The sequence below is a fragment of the Stenotrophomonas sp. YJH_SMC_58 genome, assembly GCF_059369635.1.
The window spans coordinates 1-14,301 of sequence record NZ_JCAFSW010000009.1; the positions used below are offsets into that span (position 1 = coordinate 1).

The 14,301-nt window shown below is 62.6% G+C and carries 27 protein-coding genes; all 27 read left to right on the forward strand.

What is annotated here, in order from left to right; all coding sequences use genetic code 11:
- Positions 1–141 (forward strand): EF-Tu C-terminal domain-related protein (locus AC5P68_RS12615; RefSeq protein WP_487247787.1); only part of this gene is annotated, 141 nt, incomplete at its 5' end.
- A gap of 332 nt (positions 142–473) precedes the next feature.
- Complete coding sequence (rpsJ, locus tag AC5P68_RS12620; RefSeq protein ID WP_005408208.1) at positions 474–785, forward strand: 30S ribosomal protein S10; 312 nt, start codon at positions 474–476, stop codon at positions 783–785.
- An 11-nt stretch (positions 786–796) separates the two neighbouring features.
- A complete protein-coding gene (gene rplC / locus AC5P68_RS12625) occupies positions 797–1,447 on the forward strand; it encodes a 50S ribosomal protein L3 (protein WP_004145336.1) in 651 nt (216 codons plus the stop codon).
- 12 nt (positions 1,448–1,459) lie between these two features.
- Positions 1,460–2,065 carry a 50S ribosomal protein L4 gene (rplD, locus tag AC5P68_RS12630; protein ID WP_019659578.1) on the forward strand — a complete coding sequence of 202 codons (606 nt, stop codon included), beginning with the start codon at positions 1,460–1,462 and terminating at the stop codon, positions 2,063–2,065.
- The gene (gene rplW / locus AC5P68_RS12635) at positions 2,062–2,361 is read left to right on the forward strand and encodes a 50S ribosomal protein L23 (RefSeq protein WP_004145338.1); all 300 of its coding nucleotides are present in this window, start codon (positions 2,062–2,064) and stop codon (positions 2,359–2,361) included. Before rplD ends, rplW begins: the two co-directional genes overlap by 4 nt.
- Positions 2,362–2,371: 10 nt before the next feature.
- A complete protein-coding gene (gene rplB / locus AC5P68_RS12640; RefSeq protein WP_004145339.1) occupies positions 2,372–3,199 on the forward strand; it encodes a 50S ribosomal protein L2 in 828 nt (275 codons plus the stop codon).
- A gap of 6 nt (positions 3,200–3,205) precedes the next feature.
- Positions 3,206–3,475: a 30S ribosomal protein S19 gene (gene rpsS / locus AC5P68_RS12645; protein ID WP_005415413.1), complete on the forward strand. Its 270-nt coding sequence runs from the start codon at positions 3,206–3,208 to the stop codon at positions 3,473–3,475.
- A 12-nt stretch (positions 3,476–3,487) separates the two neighbouring features.
- Positions 3,488–3,823, forward strand: a complete 336-nt coding sequence (rplV, locus tag AC5P68_RS12650; RefSeq protein ID WP_004145348.1) for a 50S ribosomal protein L22 — start codon at positions 3,488–3,490, stop codon at positions 3,821–3,823.
- An 18-nt stretch (positions 3,824–3,841) separates the two neighbouring features.
- Entirely contained in the window at positions 3,842–4,576 is a 735-nt protein-coding gene (gene rpsC, locus AC5P68_RS12655) for a 30S ribosomal protein S3 (protein ID WP_005415414.1), read from the forward strand.
- Positions 4,577–4,581: 5 nt separating this feature from the next.
- Positions 4,582–4,995: a 50S ribosomal protein L16 gene (rplP, locus tag AC5P68_RS12660; protein ID WP_004154486.1), complete on the forward strand. Its 414-nt coding sequence runs from the start codon at positions 4,582–4,584 to the stop codon at positions 4,993–4,995.
- Entirely contained in the window at positions 4,995–5,180 is a 186-nt protein-coding gene (rpmC, locus tag AC5P68_RS12665) for a 50S ribosomal protein L29 (protein WP_004154487.1), read from the forward strand. Before rplP ends, rpmC begins: the two co-directional genes overlap by 1 nt.
- Before the next feature lie 11 nt (positions 5,181–5,191).
- Entirely contained in the window at positions 5,192–5,461 is a 270-nt protein-coding gene (gene rpsQ / locus AC5P68_RS12670; RefSeq protein ID WP_004154489.1) for a 30S ribosomal protein S17, read from the forward strand.
- A 12-nt stretch (positions 5,462–5,473) separates the two neighbouring features.
- A complete protein-coding gene (rplN, locus tag AC5P68_RS12675) occupies positions 5,474–5,842 on the forward strand; it encodes a 50S ribosomal protein L14 (RefSeq protein WP_010483978.1) in 369 nt (122 codons plus the stop codon).
- Between the two features lie 16 nt (positions 5,843–5,858).
- Positions 5,859–6,176, forward strand: a complete 318-nt coding sequence (gene rplX, locus AC5P68_RS12680; protein ID WP_004154490.1) for a 50S ribosomal protein L24 — start codon at positions 5,859–5,861, stop codon at positions 6,174–6,176.
- 11 nt (positions 6,177–6,187) lie between these two features.
- The gene (gene rplE, locus AC5P68_RS12685; protein ID WP_005415416.1) at positions 6,188–6,730 is read left to right on the forward strand and encodes a 50S ribosomal protein L5; all 543 of its coding nucleotides are present in this window, start codon (positions 6,188–6,190) and stop codon (positions 6,728–6,730) included.
- Positions 6,731–6,748: 18 nt separating this feature from the next.
- Positions 6,749–7,054 (forward strand): 30S ribosomal protein S14, encoded by a 306-nt coding sequence (gene rpsN / locus AC5P68_RS12690; protein WP_019659577.1) that lies wholly within the window; start codon positions 6,749–6,751, stop codon positions 7,052–7,054.
- 258 nt (positions 7,055–7,312) lie between these two features.
- Complete coding sequence (rpsH, locus tag AC5P68_RS12695) at positions 7,313–7,711, forward strand: 30S ribosomal protein S8 (RefSeq protein WP_021204581.1); 399 nt, start codon at positions 7,313–7,315, stop codon at positions 7,709–7,711.
- 18 nt (positions 7,712–7,729) lie between these two features.
- On the forward strand, positions 7,730–8,254 hold the full coding sequence (rplF, locus tag AC5P68_RS12700) for a 50S ribosomal protein L6 (RefSeq protein WP_019659576.1): 525 nt from the start codon (positions 7,730–7,732) through the stop codon (positions 8,252–8,254).
- 80 nt (positions 8,255–8,334) lie between these two features.
- Complete coding sequence (rplR, locus tag AC5P68_RS12705; protein ID WP_026346969.1) at positions 8,335–8,694, forward strand: 50S ribosomal protein L18; 360 nt, start codon at positions 8,335–8,337, stop codon at positions 8,692–8,694.
- Positions 8,695–8,855: 161 nt separating this feature from the next.
- On the forward strand, positions 8,856–9,398 hold the full coding sequence (gene rpsE, locus AC5P68_RS12710) for a 30S ribosomal protein S5 (protein ID WP_004154496.1): 543 nt from the start codon (positions 8,856–8,858) through the stop codon (positions 9,396–9,398).
- Positions 9,391–9,582, forward strand: a complete 192-nt coding sequence (rpmD, locus tag AC5P68_RS12715; protein WP_005408214.1) for a 50S ribosomal protein L30 — start codon at positions 9,391–9,393, stop codon at positions 9,580–9,582. The genes rpsE and rpmD overlap by 8 nt, the downstream gene beginning before the upstream one ends.
- 6 nt (positions 9,583–9,588) lie before the next feature.
- On the forward strand, positions 9,589–10,032 hold the full coding sequence (rplO, locus tag AC5P68_RS12720) for a 50S ribosomal protein L15 (RefSeq protein ID WP_004154498.1): 444 nt from the start codon (positions 9,589–9,591) through the stop codon (positions 10,030–10,032).
- Positions 10,033–10,039: 7 nt separating this feature from the next.
- Positions 10,040–11,407 (forward strand): preprotein translocase subunit SecY, encoded by a 1,368-nt coding sequence (gene secY / locus AC5P68_RS12725; protein ID WP_005408215.1) that lies wholly within the window; start codon positions 10,040–10,042, stop codon positions 11,405–11,407.
- Between the two features lie 347 nt (positions 11,408–11,754).
- Positions 11,755–12,111, forward strand: a complete 357-nt coding sequence (rpsM, locus tag AC5P68_RS12730; protein ID WP_004154500.1) for a 30S ribosomal protein S13 — start codon at positions 11,755–11,757, stop codon at positions 12,109–12,111.
- 11 nt (positions 12,112–12,122) lie between these two features.
- Positions 12,123–12,512, forward strand: coding sequence for a 30S ribosomal protein S11 (rpsK, locus tag AC5P68_RS12735; RefSeq protein ID WP_004145443.1), 390 nt, complete (start codon positions 12,123–12,125; stop codon positions 12,510–12,512).
- Positions 12,513–12,527: 15 nt separating this feature from the next.
- Positions 12,528–13,157 carry a 30S ribosomal protein S4 gene (rpsD, locus tag AC5P68_RS12740; protein WP_004145446.1) on the forward strand — a complete coding sequence of 210 codons (630 nt, stop codon included), beginning with the start codon at positions 12,528–12,530 and terminating at the stop codon, positions 13,155–13,157.
- Positions 13,158–13,212: 55 nt separating this feature from the next.
- Positions 13,213–14,211 (forward strand): DNA-directed RNA polymerase subunit alpha, encoded by a 999-nt coding sequence (locus AC5P68_RS12745; RefSeq protein ID WP_005408216.1) that lies wholly within the window; start codon positions 13,213–13,215, stop codon positions 14,209–14,211.
- Positions 14,212–14,301 lie beyond the last annotated feature (90 nt).

Consider the following 14,301-nt stretch of genomic DNA (forward strand, 5'->3'; position numbering starts at 1 on the left):
GAAATGGTGATGCCGGGTGACAACGTCAAGATGGTCGTCACCCTGATCAACCCGGTGGCGATGGACGAAGGCCTGCGCTTCGCCATCCGCGAAGGCGGCCGCACCGTCGGCGCCGGCGTGGTCTCGAAGATCATCGAGTAATCTGGTAGTATCTGCGCCCCGATGTTGCCTGGGTAGGGCATCGGGGCGTATCAAATGGGAAAGCAGGCACAGGATGTGCCTTGTGTTCCCCGGACCAGGAAGGGTCAATGCCATTCAGGCGGCGTCAACAGGCGACTGTTGACAGCTGCCTTGTGTGCCATTATGCTTCTACGTCTGGGCAGGCCGGGAAACTGGTCTGCCTACGTTTTTGAGGTCCATGGAGTGACCTTGTCGGCCTGCAGGAGTGTGGGCCGTCCGTATTCAGGAATTTCATGGGGCAAAGCAACCCAGAGGCTTTGTCTGTCGCTCTTTTAACGAAGGAACCTACCGCCATGGCGGACCAAAAGATCCGGATCCGGCTGAAAGCGTTCGATCATCGTCTGATCGACCGTTCGGCCAGCGAGATCGTTGAAACGGCAAAGCGGACCGGCGCGCAAGTGCGTGGCCCGATCCCGCTGCCGACCAAGATCGAGCGCTACACCGTTCTCGTCTCCCCGCACGTCGACAAGGACGCGCGTGACCAGTACGAGACCCGCACGCACAAGCGCGTGCTCGATATCGTTGACCCGAATGACAAGACCGTGGACGCGCTGATGAAGCTCGAACTGGCTGCCGGCGTCGACGTTCAGATCAAGTTGACCTGAGGACTACGACCATGACGAAGAAGTATTCGTTGGGCTTCGTGGGCCGCAAGGCCGGCATGAGCCGCGTGTTCACTGAAGATGGCCGCTCCATCCCGGTGACCCTGATCGAAGCAACCCCGAACCGCATCGCGCAGATCAAGACCGTCGAAACCGACGGCTACAGCGCCGTGCAGGTGACCGTCGGCGCGCGTCGCGCTGCCCTGGTCAACAAGCCGGAAGCCGGCCACTTCGCCAAGGCGAAGGTGGAAGCGGGTCGTGGCCTGTGGGAATTCCGCGTTGAAGACGCGCAGCTCGGCGATTTCGCCGTTGGCGGCGAAGTCAAGGCGGACATCTTCGAAGTCGGCCAGATCGTCGACGTCCAGGGTGTCACCAAGGGTAAGGGCTTCCAGGGCACCATCAAGCGCCACAACTTCCGTATGGGCGATGCAACCCACGGTAACTCGCTGTCGCATCGCGCGCCGGGTTCGCTGGGTCAGCGCCAGACCCCGGGTCGCGTTTTCCCGGGCAAGAAGATGTCGGGCCACATGGGCGCGGTGCAGCAGAGCACCCAGAACCTGGAAGTGGTCAAGGTCGACGTCGAGCGCGGTCTGATCGCCGTTCGCGGCGCCGTTCCGGGCGCGGCGGGTGGCGATGTGATCGTCCGTCCGGCGAGCAAGGCATAAGGAGAGATGACGATGGAACTCGTTATCACGGGTAGCAACAACAAGGTCTCGGTCTCCGAAGCCGTGTTCGGTCGCGATTTCAGCGAAGATCTGGTCCACCAGGTCGTCGTTGCTTACCGCAACGCCGGTCGCGCCGGCACCAAGGCACAGAAGACTCGCTCCGAAGTGGCTGGTACCACCAAGAAGTCGAAGAAGCAGAAGGGCGGCGGCGCGCGTCATGGCGCACTGACGGCGCCGATCTTCGTCGGCGGCGGTGTCACCTTCGCGGCCAAGCCGCGCAGCTTCGAGCAGAAGGTCAATCGTAAGCAGTACCGTGCCGCCATGTGCGCGATCCTGTCCGAGCTGAACCGTCAGGGCCGTCTGACCATCGTGGAGTCCTTCGACGTCGAAGTGACCAACACGAAGGGTCTGGTCGCCAAGCTGGCCGGCCTGGAGGTGGGCAAGCGCCCGCTGATCGTCACCGAAGAAGCGTCCGAGCACCTGTACCTGTCCGCCCGCAATCTGCCGTACGTGCAGGTGCGTGACGTCCAGGGCCTGGATCCGGTCTCGCTGGTGGGTGCCGACACGGTCGTCATCACCGCTGACGCGGTCAAGAAGGTCGAGGAGTGGCTGGCATGAACAGCAACGAAAAAATCTTCAGCGTGCTGCGTGCCCCGCGTGTCTCCGAAAAGACCGCGCGCCTGCAGGAACTCTCCAACCAGTATGTCTTCGAAGTTTCGAACGAAGCCACCAAGGCCGATGTAAAGGCCGCGGTTGAGCAGCTGTTCGACGTCAAGGTCGAAGCTGTCAACGTGGTCAACGTCAAGGGCAAGAACAAGTCCTTCCGTAACCGTGCTGGCCGCCGCGGCGATTGGCGCAAGGCGTACGTTCGCCTGGCCGATGGCCAGTCGATCGATGTAACGGCCAAGGCCTGAGGTACATCCCATGCCATTGATGAAATTCAAGCCCACTTCCCCCGGCCGCCGTTCGGCCGTGCGCGTGGTTACTCCCGACCTGCACAAGGGTGCTCCGCACGCTGCCCTGGTCGAGTCGCAGAGCCGCTCGGGTGGTCGTAACCACCATGGCCGCATCACCGTGCGTCACGTCGGTGGTGGTGCCAAGCAGCACTACCGCATCATCGACTTCAAGCGCAACAAGCTGGGCATCCCGGCGCGCGTGGAACGCATCGAATACGATCCGAACCGCACCGCCCACATCGCCCTGCTGTGCTACGTCGACGGTGAGCGTCGCTACATCATCGCCCCGAAGGGCCTGAAGGCCGGTGATCAGGTGATCGCTGGTTCGGATGCCCCGATCAAGGCCGGCAACACCCTGCCGCTGCGCAACATCCCGGTCGGCACCACCATCCACTGCATCGAACTGAAGCCGGGCAAGGGCGCTCAGATCGCTCGCGCCGCTGGTGCGGCCGTGCAGCTGGTGGCTCGCGAAGGCATCTACGCCACCCTGCGCCTGCGCTCGGGTGAAATGCGTAAGGTTCCGGTCGAGTGCTGCGCCACCATCGGTGAAGTCGGCAACGACGAGCACAGCCTGGAAAAGCTGGGCAAGGCCGGTGCCAAGCGTTGGCGCGGCGTCCGCCCGACCGTTCGTGGTGCTGCCATGAACCCGGTTGACCACCCGCACGGTGGTGGTGAGGCCAAGGCCGGCCAGGGTAACCCGCATCCGGTCACCCCGTGGGGTGTCCCGACCAAGGGTTACAAGACGCGCCATAACAAGCGCACTCAGCAGTTCATCGTCCGCGATCGTAGGGGCTAATCGACCATGGCACGTTCACTCAAGAAGGGCCCGTTCGTCGATCACCACCTCGTCAAGAAGGTGGAGGCCGCTGCGGGCAGCAAGAAGCCGATCAAGACCTGGTCGCGCCGTTCGATGATCCTGCCTGACATGGTAGGCATCACCATTGCCGTGCATAACGGCAAGAACCACATCCCGGTTCTCGTCAACGAGAACATGGTCGGCCACAAGCTCGGCGAATTTGCCATCACCCGGACCTTCAAGGGTCACGGTGGTGACAAGAAGTCGGGCAAGTAAGGAGAGATGACAATGGAAGCGAAAGCCATCCTGCGCACTGCGCGCATCTCCCCGCAGAAGGCTCGTCTGGTCGCTGACCAGGTGCGCGGTCTGCCGGCCGAACGTGCGGTCAACCTGCTGAAGTTCTCGGACAAGAAGGCTGCCCACCTGATCAAGAAGGTGGTGGAGTCGGCTATTGCCAATGCCGAGAACAACCAGGGCGCCGACGTCGACGAGCTGAAGGTTCAGACCATCATGGTTGATGAAGGTCCGACCCTGAAGCGTTTCATGGCGCGGGCGAAAGGCCGCGGTACCCGCATCCTCAAGCGCACCAGCCACATCACTGTGGTTGTGGGCGCCGCCAAGTAAGCGGATAAGGAAAAGACCATGGGTCATAAAGTTCATCCGATTGGTATCCGCCTCGGCATTTCCAAGGACTGGAACTCCAAGTGGTACGCCAACAAGGCCGAGTTCGCCGGTTACCTGGCAGCCGACCTGAAAGTGCGCGACATGCTGCGCAAGAAGCTGGCCCAGGCCGGCATCAGCAAGATCCTGATCGAGCGTCCGGCCAAGACCGCTCGCGTGACGATCCACACCGCCCGTCCGGGCGTGGTGATCGGCAAGCGCGGTGAGGACATCGAGAAGCTGCGCAAGGAAGTGAGCGAGATGATGGGCGTCCCGGCGCACATCAACGTCACCGAAGTGCGCAAGCCGGAACTGGACGCGCAGCTCGTTGCCGAGTCGATCGCCCAGCAGCTGGAGCGTCGCATCATGTTCCGCCGTGCAATGAAGCGCTCGGTCGGCAACGCGATGCGCCTGGGTGCCCTGGGCATCAAGGTCAACGTCGGTGGCCGCCTCAACGGTGCAGAAATCGCCCGTTCGGAGTGGTACCGCGAAGGCCGCGTGCCGCTGCACACCCTGCGTGCCGACATCGACTATGGCTTCGCTGAAGCCAAGACGACCTACGGCATCATCGGCATCAAGGTCTGGATCTACAAGGGCGAGGTCTTCGATTTCTCCCAGGTTGGCCAGGAAAAGCAGGACGACACCCCGTCGCGCAACGATCGTCACGATCGCGGCGACCGTGGTGACCGTCAGCGCCCGGCCCGTGAAGCGAGGTAACGACAATGTTGCAACCCAAGCGAACCAAGTACCGCAAGGTACACAAGGGCCGTAACGATGGCCTGAGCTGGAGCGCCAACGCTGTCAGCTTCGGCGAATACGGCCTGAAGGCAACCGCACACGGTCAGCTGACCGCGCGCCAGATCGAAGCGGCCCGCCGCTCGATCAGCCGCTACGTCAAGCGCGGCGGCAAGATGTGGATCCGCGTGTTCCCCGACAAGCCCATCACCAAGAAGCCCATCGAAGTCCGAATGGGTTCGGGTAAGGGTAACGTGGAATACTGGGTGGCCCAGATCCAGCCCGGCCGCATGATCTATGAAATCGAGGGTGTTTCCGAGGAAGTGGCTCGCGAGGCGTTCCGCCTGGCCGCCGCCAAGCTCTCGGTCACCACCACTTTCGTGACCCGTACGGTGCGCTGATGGATATCAAAACTCTCCGTGAAAAGTCGGCTGACGAACTCAAGGCCCACCTGATCGACCTGCGTAAGGAACAGTTCTCTGTCCGTATGCAGCAGGTCACCGGCCAGCTGCCGAAGACCCACGACATTCGCCGGGTCCGTCGCGAGATTGCTCGCGTCAAGACCCTGCTCGGCAGCACGAAGTAAGGATGGCCGCTATGAGCGACAATACTGAAAAGAAGACGCTGCGCACGGTCGAAGGCCGTGTCGTCAGCAACAAGATGGACAAGACGGTTACCGTCCTGGTTGAGCGTCAGGTCAAGCACGCGCTGTACGGCAAGTACATCAAGCGCTCGACCAAGCTGCACGCCCACGATGCCGACAACGCCTGCAAGGAAGGCGATGTCGTCCGCGTGACCGAGATTGCTCCGATGTCCAAGACCAAGAACTGGCGCGTGGTGGAAGTCATCACGCGTGCGGCTGAATAAGGAGTCTGAATCATGATCCAGATGCAGAGCTACCTTGACGTCGCGGACAATTCGGGTGCCAAGCAGGTGATGTGCTTCAAGGTGCTGGGTGGTTCCAAGCGCCGTTACGCCGGCATCGGCGACATCATCAAGGTCACCGTGAAGGATGCGATTCCGCGCGGCAAGGTCAAGAAGGGTGAAGTGTATGACGCCGTCGTGGTGCGTACCCGCAAGGGTGTGCGTCGCGCCGACGGTTCGCTGATCCGCTTCGACGGCAACGCGGCCGTCCTGCTGAACAACAAGCAGGAGCCGATCGGTACCCGTATCTTCGGGCCGGTGACCCGTGAACTTCGTTCGGAGAAGTTCATGAAGATCGTCTCGCTCGCTCCCGAAGTGCTGTGAGCGACAGGAGATAATCATGGCTAACCGTATCAAGAAGGGCGACCAGGTTGTCGTCAACGCTGGCAAGGACAAGGGCAAGCAGGGCGAAGTCGTCCGCGTCGACGGCGACCGTGTGGTCGTCGCCAACGTGAACATCGTCAAGCGCCACACCAAGCCGAACCCGCAGGCAGGTGTTGCCGGCGGCGTGGTCGAGCGCGAAGCTTCGATCCATATCTCCAACGTGAACGTGCTGAACCCGGCTTCGGGCAAGGGCGAACGCGTTGGCTTCAAGGTGCTGGAGGATGGACGCAAACTGCGTGTGTTCCGCTCCAGCGGTGAGGCGCTCGACGCCTGAGGAATGTGAAGATGACTTCCCGTCTCGAAAAGATCTACAAGGAAGAAGTGGTGCCGGCGCTGATGAAGCAGTTCGGCTACACCAATCCGATGGAAGTACCGAAGCTCGTCAAGGTCACCCTGAACATGGGTGTCGGCGAGGCTGCCACCAACAAGAAGATCCTGGAAAACGCCGTCGCGGACATGACCAAGATTTCCGGCCAGAAGCCGGTTGTCACCAAGTCGCGTATCTCGGTCGCGTCGTTCAAGATCCGTGATGGTTGGCCGATCGGCTGCAAGACCACGCTGCGTCGCCACAAGATGTACGAGTTCCTGGACCGCCTGATCAACATCTCGCTGCCGCGCGTGCGCGACTTCCGTGGTGTTTCCGGCCGTTCCTTCGACGGCCGCGGCAACTTCAACATGGGTGTGAAGGAACAGATCATCTTCCCGGAAATCGACTTCGACGCCGTCGATGCGATCCGCGGCATGGATATCGCCATCACCACCACTGCGAAGACCGATGCGGAAGCGAAGGCGCTGCTGGCAGCGTTCAAGTTCCCGTTCCGTAACTGATCTGTCGAGGAAACCGAAATGGCAAAGACCTCCATGGTCAACCGCGACATCAAGCGGGAAAAGCTGGCCAAGAAGTACGCTGAAAAGCGTGCGGCTCTGAAGAAGATCGTGTCCTCCGTGGACGCGACCTACGAAGAGAAGATCGAGGCCGCAACCAAGCTGGCCAAGCTGCCGCGCGATTCGTCGCCGAGCCGCCAGCGTAATCGTTGCGAGCTGTCGGGTCGTCCGCGTGGCGTCTACAGCAAGTTCGGCCTGGGCCGTAACAAGCTGCGTGAAGCCACCATGCGTGGCGACGTGCCGGGTCTGCGCAAGGCCAGCTGGTAACCCCAGCCGGCCCTGCGATCAGGAGCCCCTTCGGGGGTTCCTGAACCGGGCAGGGGAGGCATTCAGCTTTCCCGACGCAAAAAAACCGAGGAGCCCGGCGCAAGCCGGGCTCTTTTGGCGTATACTCCCGCGTCTTGCCCTGCGCAAACGGGGTCGTAGGAGTGGGCTTCCGGCCCGCTGCATCAAGGGACCTGGCCCGTTTCCAGGAGACAACAGATTTTCGCGAAAGCGGATATCGGTGCACTCAAAGGTACTCATATGAGCATGACTGATCCCATCGCCGACCTGCTGGTCCGCATCAAGAATGCGGCCGCGGTGGGCAAGCAGACGGTGAAAGCCCCGTCGTCCAAGATCAAGGTTGCGATCGCCCAGGTCCTGAAGGACGAGGGTTACATCGCCGACCTGCGCGTGACCCAGCTGGAAAACAACAAGTCCGAGCTGGAAATCGTGCTGAAGTATTTCGAAGGCAAGCCGGTCATCGCGACCCTGAAGCGCTTCTCGCGTTCGGGCCTGCGCCAGTACCGCGGCAAGAGCGAGCTGCCGAAGGTCATGAACGGCCTGGGTATCTCCATCATTTCCACCTCCAAGGGCATCATGACTGATGCGCAGGCGCGCCAGCTGGGCGTCGGCGGCGAAGTCCTGTGCTTCGTGGCCTAAGGCGAAAGGAGTAGAACTATGTCCCGCGTAGCCAAGAAGCCGATTACCCTGGGTAAGGTTGAACTGAACGTCCAGTCGGACAGCGTCACCGCCAAGGGCCCGAAGGGCACCCTGTCGCTGGCCAAGCCGGCCGGTATTGCCATCAACGTCGACAACGGCGTTGCCACCCTGAGCACCGAAAGCGCCGACCTGGTCGCACTGACCGGTACCGTGCGTGCGATCCTGTCCAACATGGTCAAGGGCGTGTCCGAAGGCTTCGAGCGCAAGCTGGAGCTGGTGGGCGTGGGTTACCGCGCTGCCATGCAGGGCAAGGACCTGAACCTGTCGCTGGGCTTCTCGCACCCGGTCGTGTTCGTGGCGCCGGAAGGCATCACGCTGTCGACCCCGACCCAGACCGAGATCCTGGTCCAGGGCGCTGACAAGCAGGTCGTCGGTGAAGTTGCCGCCAAGATCCGTGCGTTCCGCAAGCCGGAACCGTACAAGGGCAAGGGCGTGAAGTACTCCGACGAAGTCATCATCCGTAAGGAAGCCAAGAAGGCATAAGCGCGAGTCCCTCGCAAGAGCCCGCACATCCCTGTGCGGACTTCTCAGGGAAAAGCTCTTCCTTCAGCTTTCAAGGAATAATCAAAATGAACAAGAACATCGCCCGCCTGCGTCGCGCCAAGTCGACCCGTGCCCACATCCGTGAGCTCGGCGTCGCCCGCCTGTCGGTGCTGCGCACCGGCCAGCACCTGTACGCCCAGGTCTTCACCGCCGACGGCTCCAAGGTGCTGGCTGCTGCCAACACCACCCAGGCCGACGTCATCGAAGGCCTGAAGAACGGCAAGAACGCCGATGCTGCTGCCAAGGTTGGCCGCATCGTTGCCGAGCGCGCCAAGGCCGCCGGCATCGAGAAGGTTGCCTTCGATCGTTCGGGCTACCGCTACCACGGCCGCATCAAGGCCCTGGCAGAAGCCGCCCGCGAAGCCGGCCTGCAGTTCTAAGGGACAAAGGCAGGGGGCCATTGGCCTCCTGCCCACCTGCTCGCCAGCCTGAGTGAGGCTGGACGGCGCCGCTCTTCTGCAGCGGCCCACCGGAACGCCGCGTCACGCCACAACCATAAGCGGCTTCGAGCCGTACATACCCAAACAACCAAGGAATCAACATGGCAGAAGAGCGTCAGCAGCGGGGTCGCGATCGCGACCGTAACCGCGAAGAGAAGATCGACGACGGCATGATCGAAAAGCTGGTCGCGGTCAACCGCGTCAGCAAGACCGTCAAGGGTGGCCGCCAGTTCACCTTCACCGCCCTGACCGTCGTCGGCGACGGCGAAGGCAAGGTCGGTTTCGGCTATGGCAAGGCCCGCGAGGTGCCGGTTGCCATCCAGAAGTCGATGGAACAGGCCCGCAAGAACCTGGTCAGCGTTGACCTGAACAACGGCACCCTGTGGCACACCATCAAGGATGGTCACGGCGCAGCCCGCGTGTTCATGCAGCCGGCTTCGGAAGGTACCGGCGTGATCGCCGGCGGTGCCATGCGCGCCGTGCTGGAAGCCGTTGGCGTGAAGAACGTGCTGGCCAAGGCCACCGGTTCGCGCAACCCGATCAACCTGGTGCGTGCCACCGTGAAGGGCCTGGCTGCTGCACAGTCGCCGGCTCGCATCGCGGCCAAGCGCGGCAAGAAGGTGGAGGAACTCAACCATGGCTAATGAGTCCAACAAGACTGTCAAGGTCCGCCTGGTGCGTGGCCTGCGTGGTACCCAGTCGCGTCACCGCCTGTCGGTGCGTGCCCTGGGCCTGAACAAGCTCAACGATGTGCGTGAACTGAAGGACAGCCCGCAGGTGCGCGGCCTGATCAACAAGGTTCAGTACCTCGTCCAGGTTGAGGAGTAATCGACCATGACTCTGCGTCTCAATGAACTGAGCCCGGCACCGGGCGCCCGCACCGAGCGTACCCGCGTCGGTCGCGGTATCGGCTCGGGCCTGGGCAAGACTGCCGGCCGCGGCCACAAGGGTTCGTTCGCCCGCAAGGGTGGCGGCAAGATCAAGGCTGGCTTCGAAGGCGGCCAGACCCCCATGCAGCGTCGTCTGCCGAAGATCGGCTTCCGTTCGCCGATCGCCAAGGACACCGCTGAAGTGCTGCTGTACGCGCTGGACAAGCTGCCGGCCGGTGAGATCGACTTCGCCGCCCTGCGTGCTGCCAAGCTGGTCCCGAGCACTGCCAAGAAGGCCAAGGTCGTCGTCAAGGGCGAAGTGACCAAGGCGTTCACCCTGAAGGGTATTGCTGCCACGGCGGGTGCCAAGGCCGCGATCGAAGCTGCCGGCGGCAGCGTAACGGAGTAAGAAAATCATGGCGCAAGCTGGCATCGGTAACCTCGCGGGCGGAATGGGCAAGTTCACTGAACTTCGCCAACGTTTGCTGTTCGTCGTCGGGGCTTTGATCGTCTATCGCATCGGCTGCTACGTGCCGGTGCCGGGCGTCAATCCCGATGCCATGCTTGCCATGATGCAACAGCAGGGCGGCGGCATCGTGGACATGTTCAACATGTTCTCGGGCGGCGCCCTGCACCGTTTCAGCATCTTCGCGCTGAACGTGATGCCGTACATCTCGGCATCGATCGTGATGCAGCTGGCCGTGCACATCTTCCCCGCCCTGAAGGCGATGCAGAAGGAAGGTGAGTCCGGCCGCCGCAAGATCACCCAGTATTCGCGCATCGGCGCCGTGCTGCTGGCAGTGGTGCAGGGCGGCTCGATCGCGCTGGCCCTGCAGGGCCAGGTCTCGCCGTCGGGCGCTCCGGTCGTGTACGCGCCGGGCATGGGCTTCGTGCTCACCGCCGTGGTCGCGCTGACCGCCGGCACCATGTTCCTGATGTGGGTCGGTGAGCAGGTCACCGAACGCGGCATCGGCAACGGTGTGTCGCTGATCATCTTCGCCGGTATCGTCGCAGGCCTGCCGGGTGCGATCATCCACACCTTCGACGCCTACCGCGACGGCAACATCCAGTTCATCCAGCTGCTGCTGATCGCCATCGTCGTGCTCGCCTTCACCTTCTTCGTGGTGTTCGTCGAACGTGGCCAGCGCCGGATCACGGTCAACTACGCGCGCCGCCAGGGCGGTCGCAACGCGTACATGAACCAGACCTCGTTCCTGCCGCTGAAGCTCAACATGGCCGGCGTCATCCCGGCGATCTTCGCCTCGAGCCTGCTGGCGTTCCCGGCCACCCTGGCCATGTGGTCCGGCCAGGCTGCCAATCAGAGCAGCTTCGGCCAGGTCCTGCAGAAGGTCGCCAATGCCCTCGGCCCGGGCGAGCCGCTGCACATGATCGTGTTCGCTGCGCTGATCACCGGTTTCGCGTTCTTCTATACCGCGCTGGTGTTCAACTCGCAGGAAACCGCCGACAACCTGAAGAAGTCGGGCGCGCTGATTCCGGGCATCCGCCCGGGCAAGGCCACCGCCGATTACATCGACGGCGTGCTGACCCGCCTGACCGCAGCCGGCTCGGCCTACCTGGTGATCGTCTGCCTGCTGCCGGAACTGATGCGCACGCAGCTGAACGCCTCGTTCTACTTCGGTGGTACTTCGCTGCTGATCGTGGTGGTGGTGGTGATGGACTTCATCGCCCAGGTGCAGGCGCACCTGATGTCCCACCAGTACGAGAGCCTGCTGAAGAAGGCCAACCTGAAGGGCGGCAACCGCGGCGGTTTTGCCCGCGGCTGATTGGCCTGTTATACTTTCGTCTTCCTGACGTGATGGTCCCTCCGCTTCGCGGACTCCGGCCACACAAACGAAGGGCGGCCCCCGCAGCGGTTCCGGGTGGGGGTGTGATGAGGTGGTCCCGCGCTGGAGTAGCGCGGGCGGCCCCGGGGGGAACCCCAGGTCCAACCCCATCCGGCGCCGGAGCCTGGGCACACTCCCCAGGCCGGGTTCATGAAACCAATGGTTTCACGGGCTTCCATGTAAACCGGAACCTTGTTAGTATCGCTAGTTCACTTTTTTGATCCATCCCGCCGGATTGGCGTGCCCGAGGCGCGCTGTCGGCCATCACTCAGCTGGAGAACCGCGTCATGGCGCGTATTGCAGGCGTCAACCTGCCAGCCCAGAAGCATGTCTGGGTCGGGTTGCAAAGCATTTACGGCATCGGCCGTACCCGTTCGAAGAAGGTCTGCGAAGTCGCAGGCGTTGCTTCGACCACCAAGATCCGCGATCTGTCGGAGCCGGAAATCGAGCGCCTGCGCGCCGAAGTCGGCAAGTACATCGTGGAAGGCGATCTGCGCCGTGAGATCGGCATCGCGATCAAGCGCCTGATGGACCTGGGCTGCTACCGCGGCCTGCGTCACCGTCGTGGCCTCCCGCTGCGTGGCCAGCGCACCCGTACCAACGCCCGCACCCGCAAGGGTCCGCGCAAGGCGATCAAGAAGTAAGGGACTGAGAAATGGCTAAGCCCGCTGCTAAGACCAAGAAGAAGATCAAGCGCGTCGTCACCGACGGCGTTGCCCACGTCCACGCTTCGTTCAACAACACCATCGTCACCATCACCGACCGCCAGGGCAACGCTCTGTCGTGGGCGACCTCCGGTGGCGCTGGCTTCCGCGGTTCGCGCAAGTCGACCCCGTTCGCTGCCCAGGTGGCCGCTGAAAAGGCCGGTCGTGCTGCGCTGGACTACGGCGTGAAGTCGCTGGAAGTTCGCATCAAGGGCCCGGGTCCGGGCCGTGAGTCGGCCGTGCGTTCGTTGAACAACGTCGGCTACAAGATCACCAACATCATCGACGTGACGCCTATCCCGCACAACGGGTGCCGTCCGCCGAAGAAGCGTCGCGTCTAAAGGGAGCGATAAGAAATGGCTCGTTATATCGGTCCTACCTGTAAGCTCGCCCGCCGCGAAGGCGCCGACCTGTCCCTGAAGAGCCCGGCGCGTGCGCTGGACTCGAAGTGCAAGCTGGAGCAGAAGCCCGGCCAGCACGGCGCCACTGCCCGCAAGGGCAAGCTGTCCGACTACGCCACCCAGCTGCGTGAAAAGCAGAAGGTCAAGCGTATCTACGGCCTGCTGGAGCGTCAGTTCCGCAACTACTACAAGAAGGCCTCGACCAAGAAGGGCAACACCGGCGAGAACCTGCTGCAGCTGCTGGAAACCCGCCTGGACAACGTCGTCTACCGCATGGGCTTCGCCGTGACCCGTCCGGCTGCCCGTCAGCTGGTGTCGCACCGCGGCGTCACCGTGAATGGCAAGTCGGTCAACCTGGCTTCGTACCAGGTCAAGGCTGGCGACGCCATCGCTCTGTCTGAAAAGGCTGCCAAGCAGCTGCGCGTCCAGGAAGCCCTGACCGTCGCCGCCCAGCATGACCTGAGCCCGTCGTGGGTTGAAGTGGATTCCGGCAAGTTCACCGGCATCTTCAAGGCTGTTCCGGATCGTTCGGATCTGCCTGCGGACATCAACGAAGCGCTGATCGTCGAGCTGTATTCGAAGTAATTCACATTGGAGAGCCCCCGGCGACGGCCGGGGGTTCACTAGGAGAACCCGCAACATGACGGTTACCGCCAACCAGGTTCTGCGTCCTCGCGGTCCGCAGATCGAACGCCTTACCGACACCCGTGCAAAGGTCGTTATCGAACCTTTGGAGCGGGGTTACGGGCATACGCTGGGTAATGCCCTGCGTCGCGTGCTGCTGTCGTCCATCCCGGGCTTCGCCATCACGGAAGTCGAAATCGACGGCGTGTTGCATGAGTACACCACGGTCGAAGGTCTGCAGGAGGACGTGCTCGAAGTCCTGCTGAACCTCAAGGACGTGGCCATCCGTATGCACTCCGGCGACAGCGCCACCCTGTCCCTGTCCAAGCAGGGCCCGGGCGTTGTCACCGCTGCCGACATCAAGGTCGACCACAATGTGGAGATCCTGAACGGCGACCATGTGATCTGCCACCTGACCAAGGACACGGCAATCAACATGCGTCTGAAGATCGAACGTGGTTTCGGCTACCAGCCGGCTGCCGCGCGTCGTCGTCCGGACGAAGAAACCCGTGCCATCGGCCGCCTGGTCCTGGATGCCTCGTTCTCGCCGGTCCGCCGCGTCGCCTATGCCGTGGAAGCGGCCCGCGTCGAACAGCGTACCGACCTGGACAAGCTGGTCATCGATATCGAGACTAACGGCACCATCGACGCCGAGGAAGCCGTGCGCACCGCCGCCGACATCCTCAGTGACCAGCTGTCGGTGTTCGGTGACTTCACCCACCGCGACCGCGGTGCGGCCAAGCCGGCAAACAACGGCGTGGATCCGGTGCTGCTGCGCCCGATCGACGATCTGGAGCTGACCGTGCGTTCGGCCAACTGCCTGAAGGCTGAAAGCATCTACTACATCGGCGATCTGATCCAGAAGACCGAAGTGGAGCTGCTGAAGACCCCGAACCTGGGCAAGAAGTCGCTCACCGAGATCAAGGAAGTGCTGGCTCAGCGCGGCCTGTCGCTCGGCATGAAGCTGGAGAACTGGCCGCCGGCCGGTGTCGCCAGCCACGGCATGCTGGGCTGATATCGGTAATGCCTGAAGGCTCCACCGTTCGCGGTGGGGCCTTCAATGCAACACACCATGCCATGACGAACCGCAGGTTCGCGCGGCAGG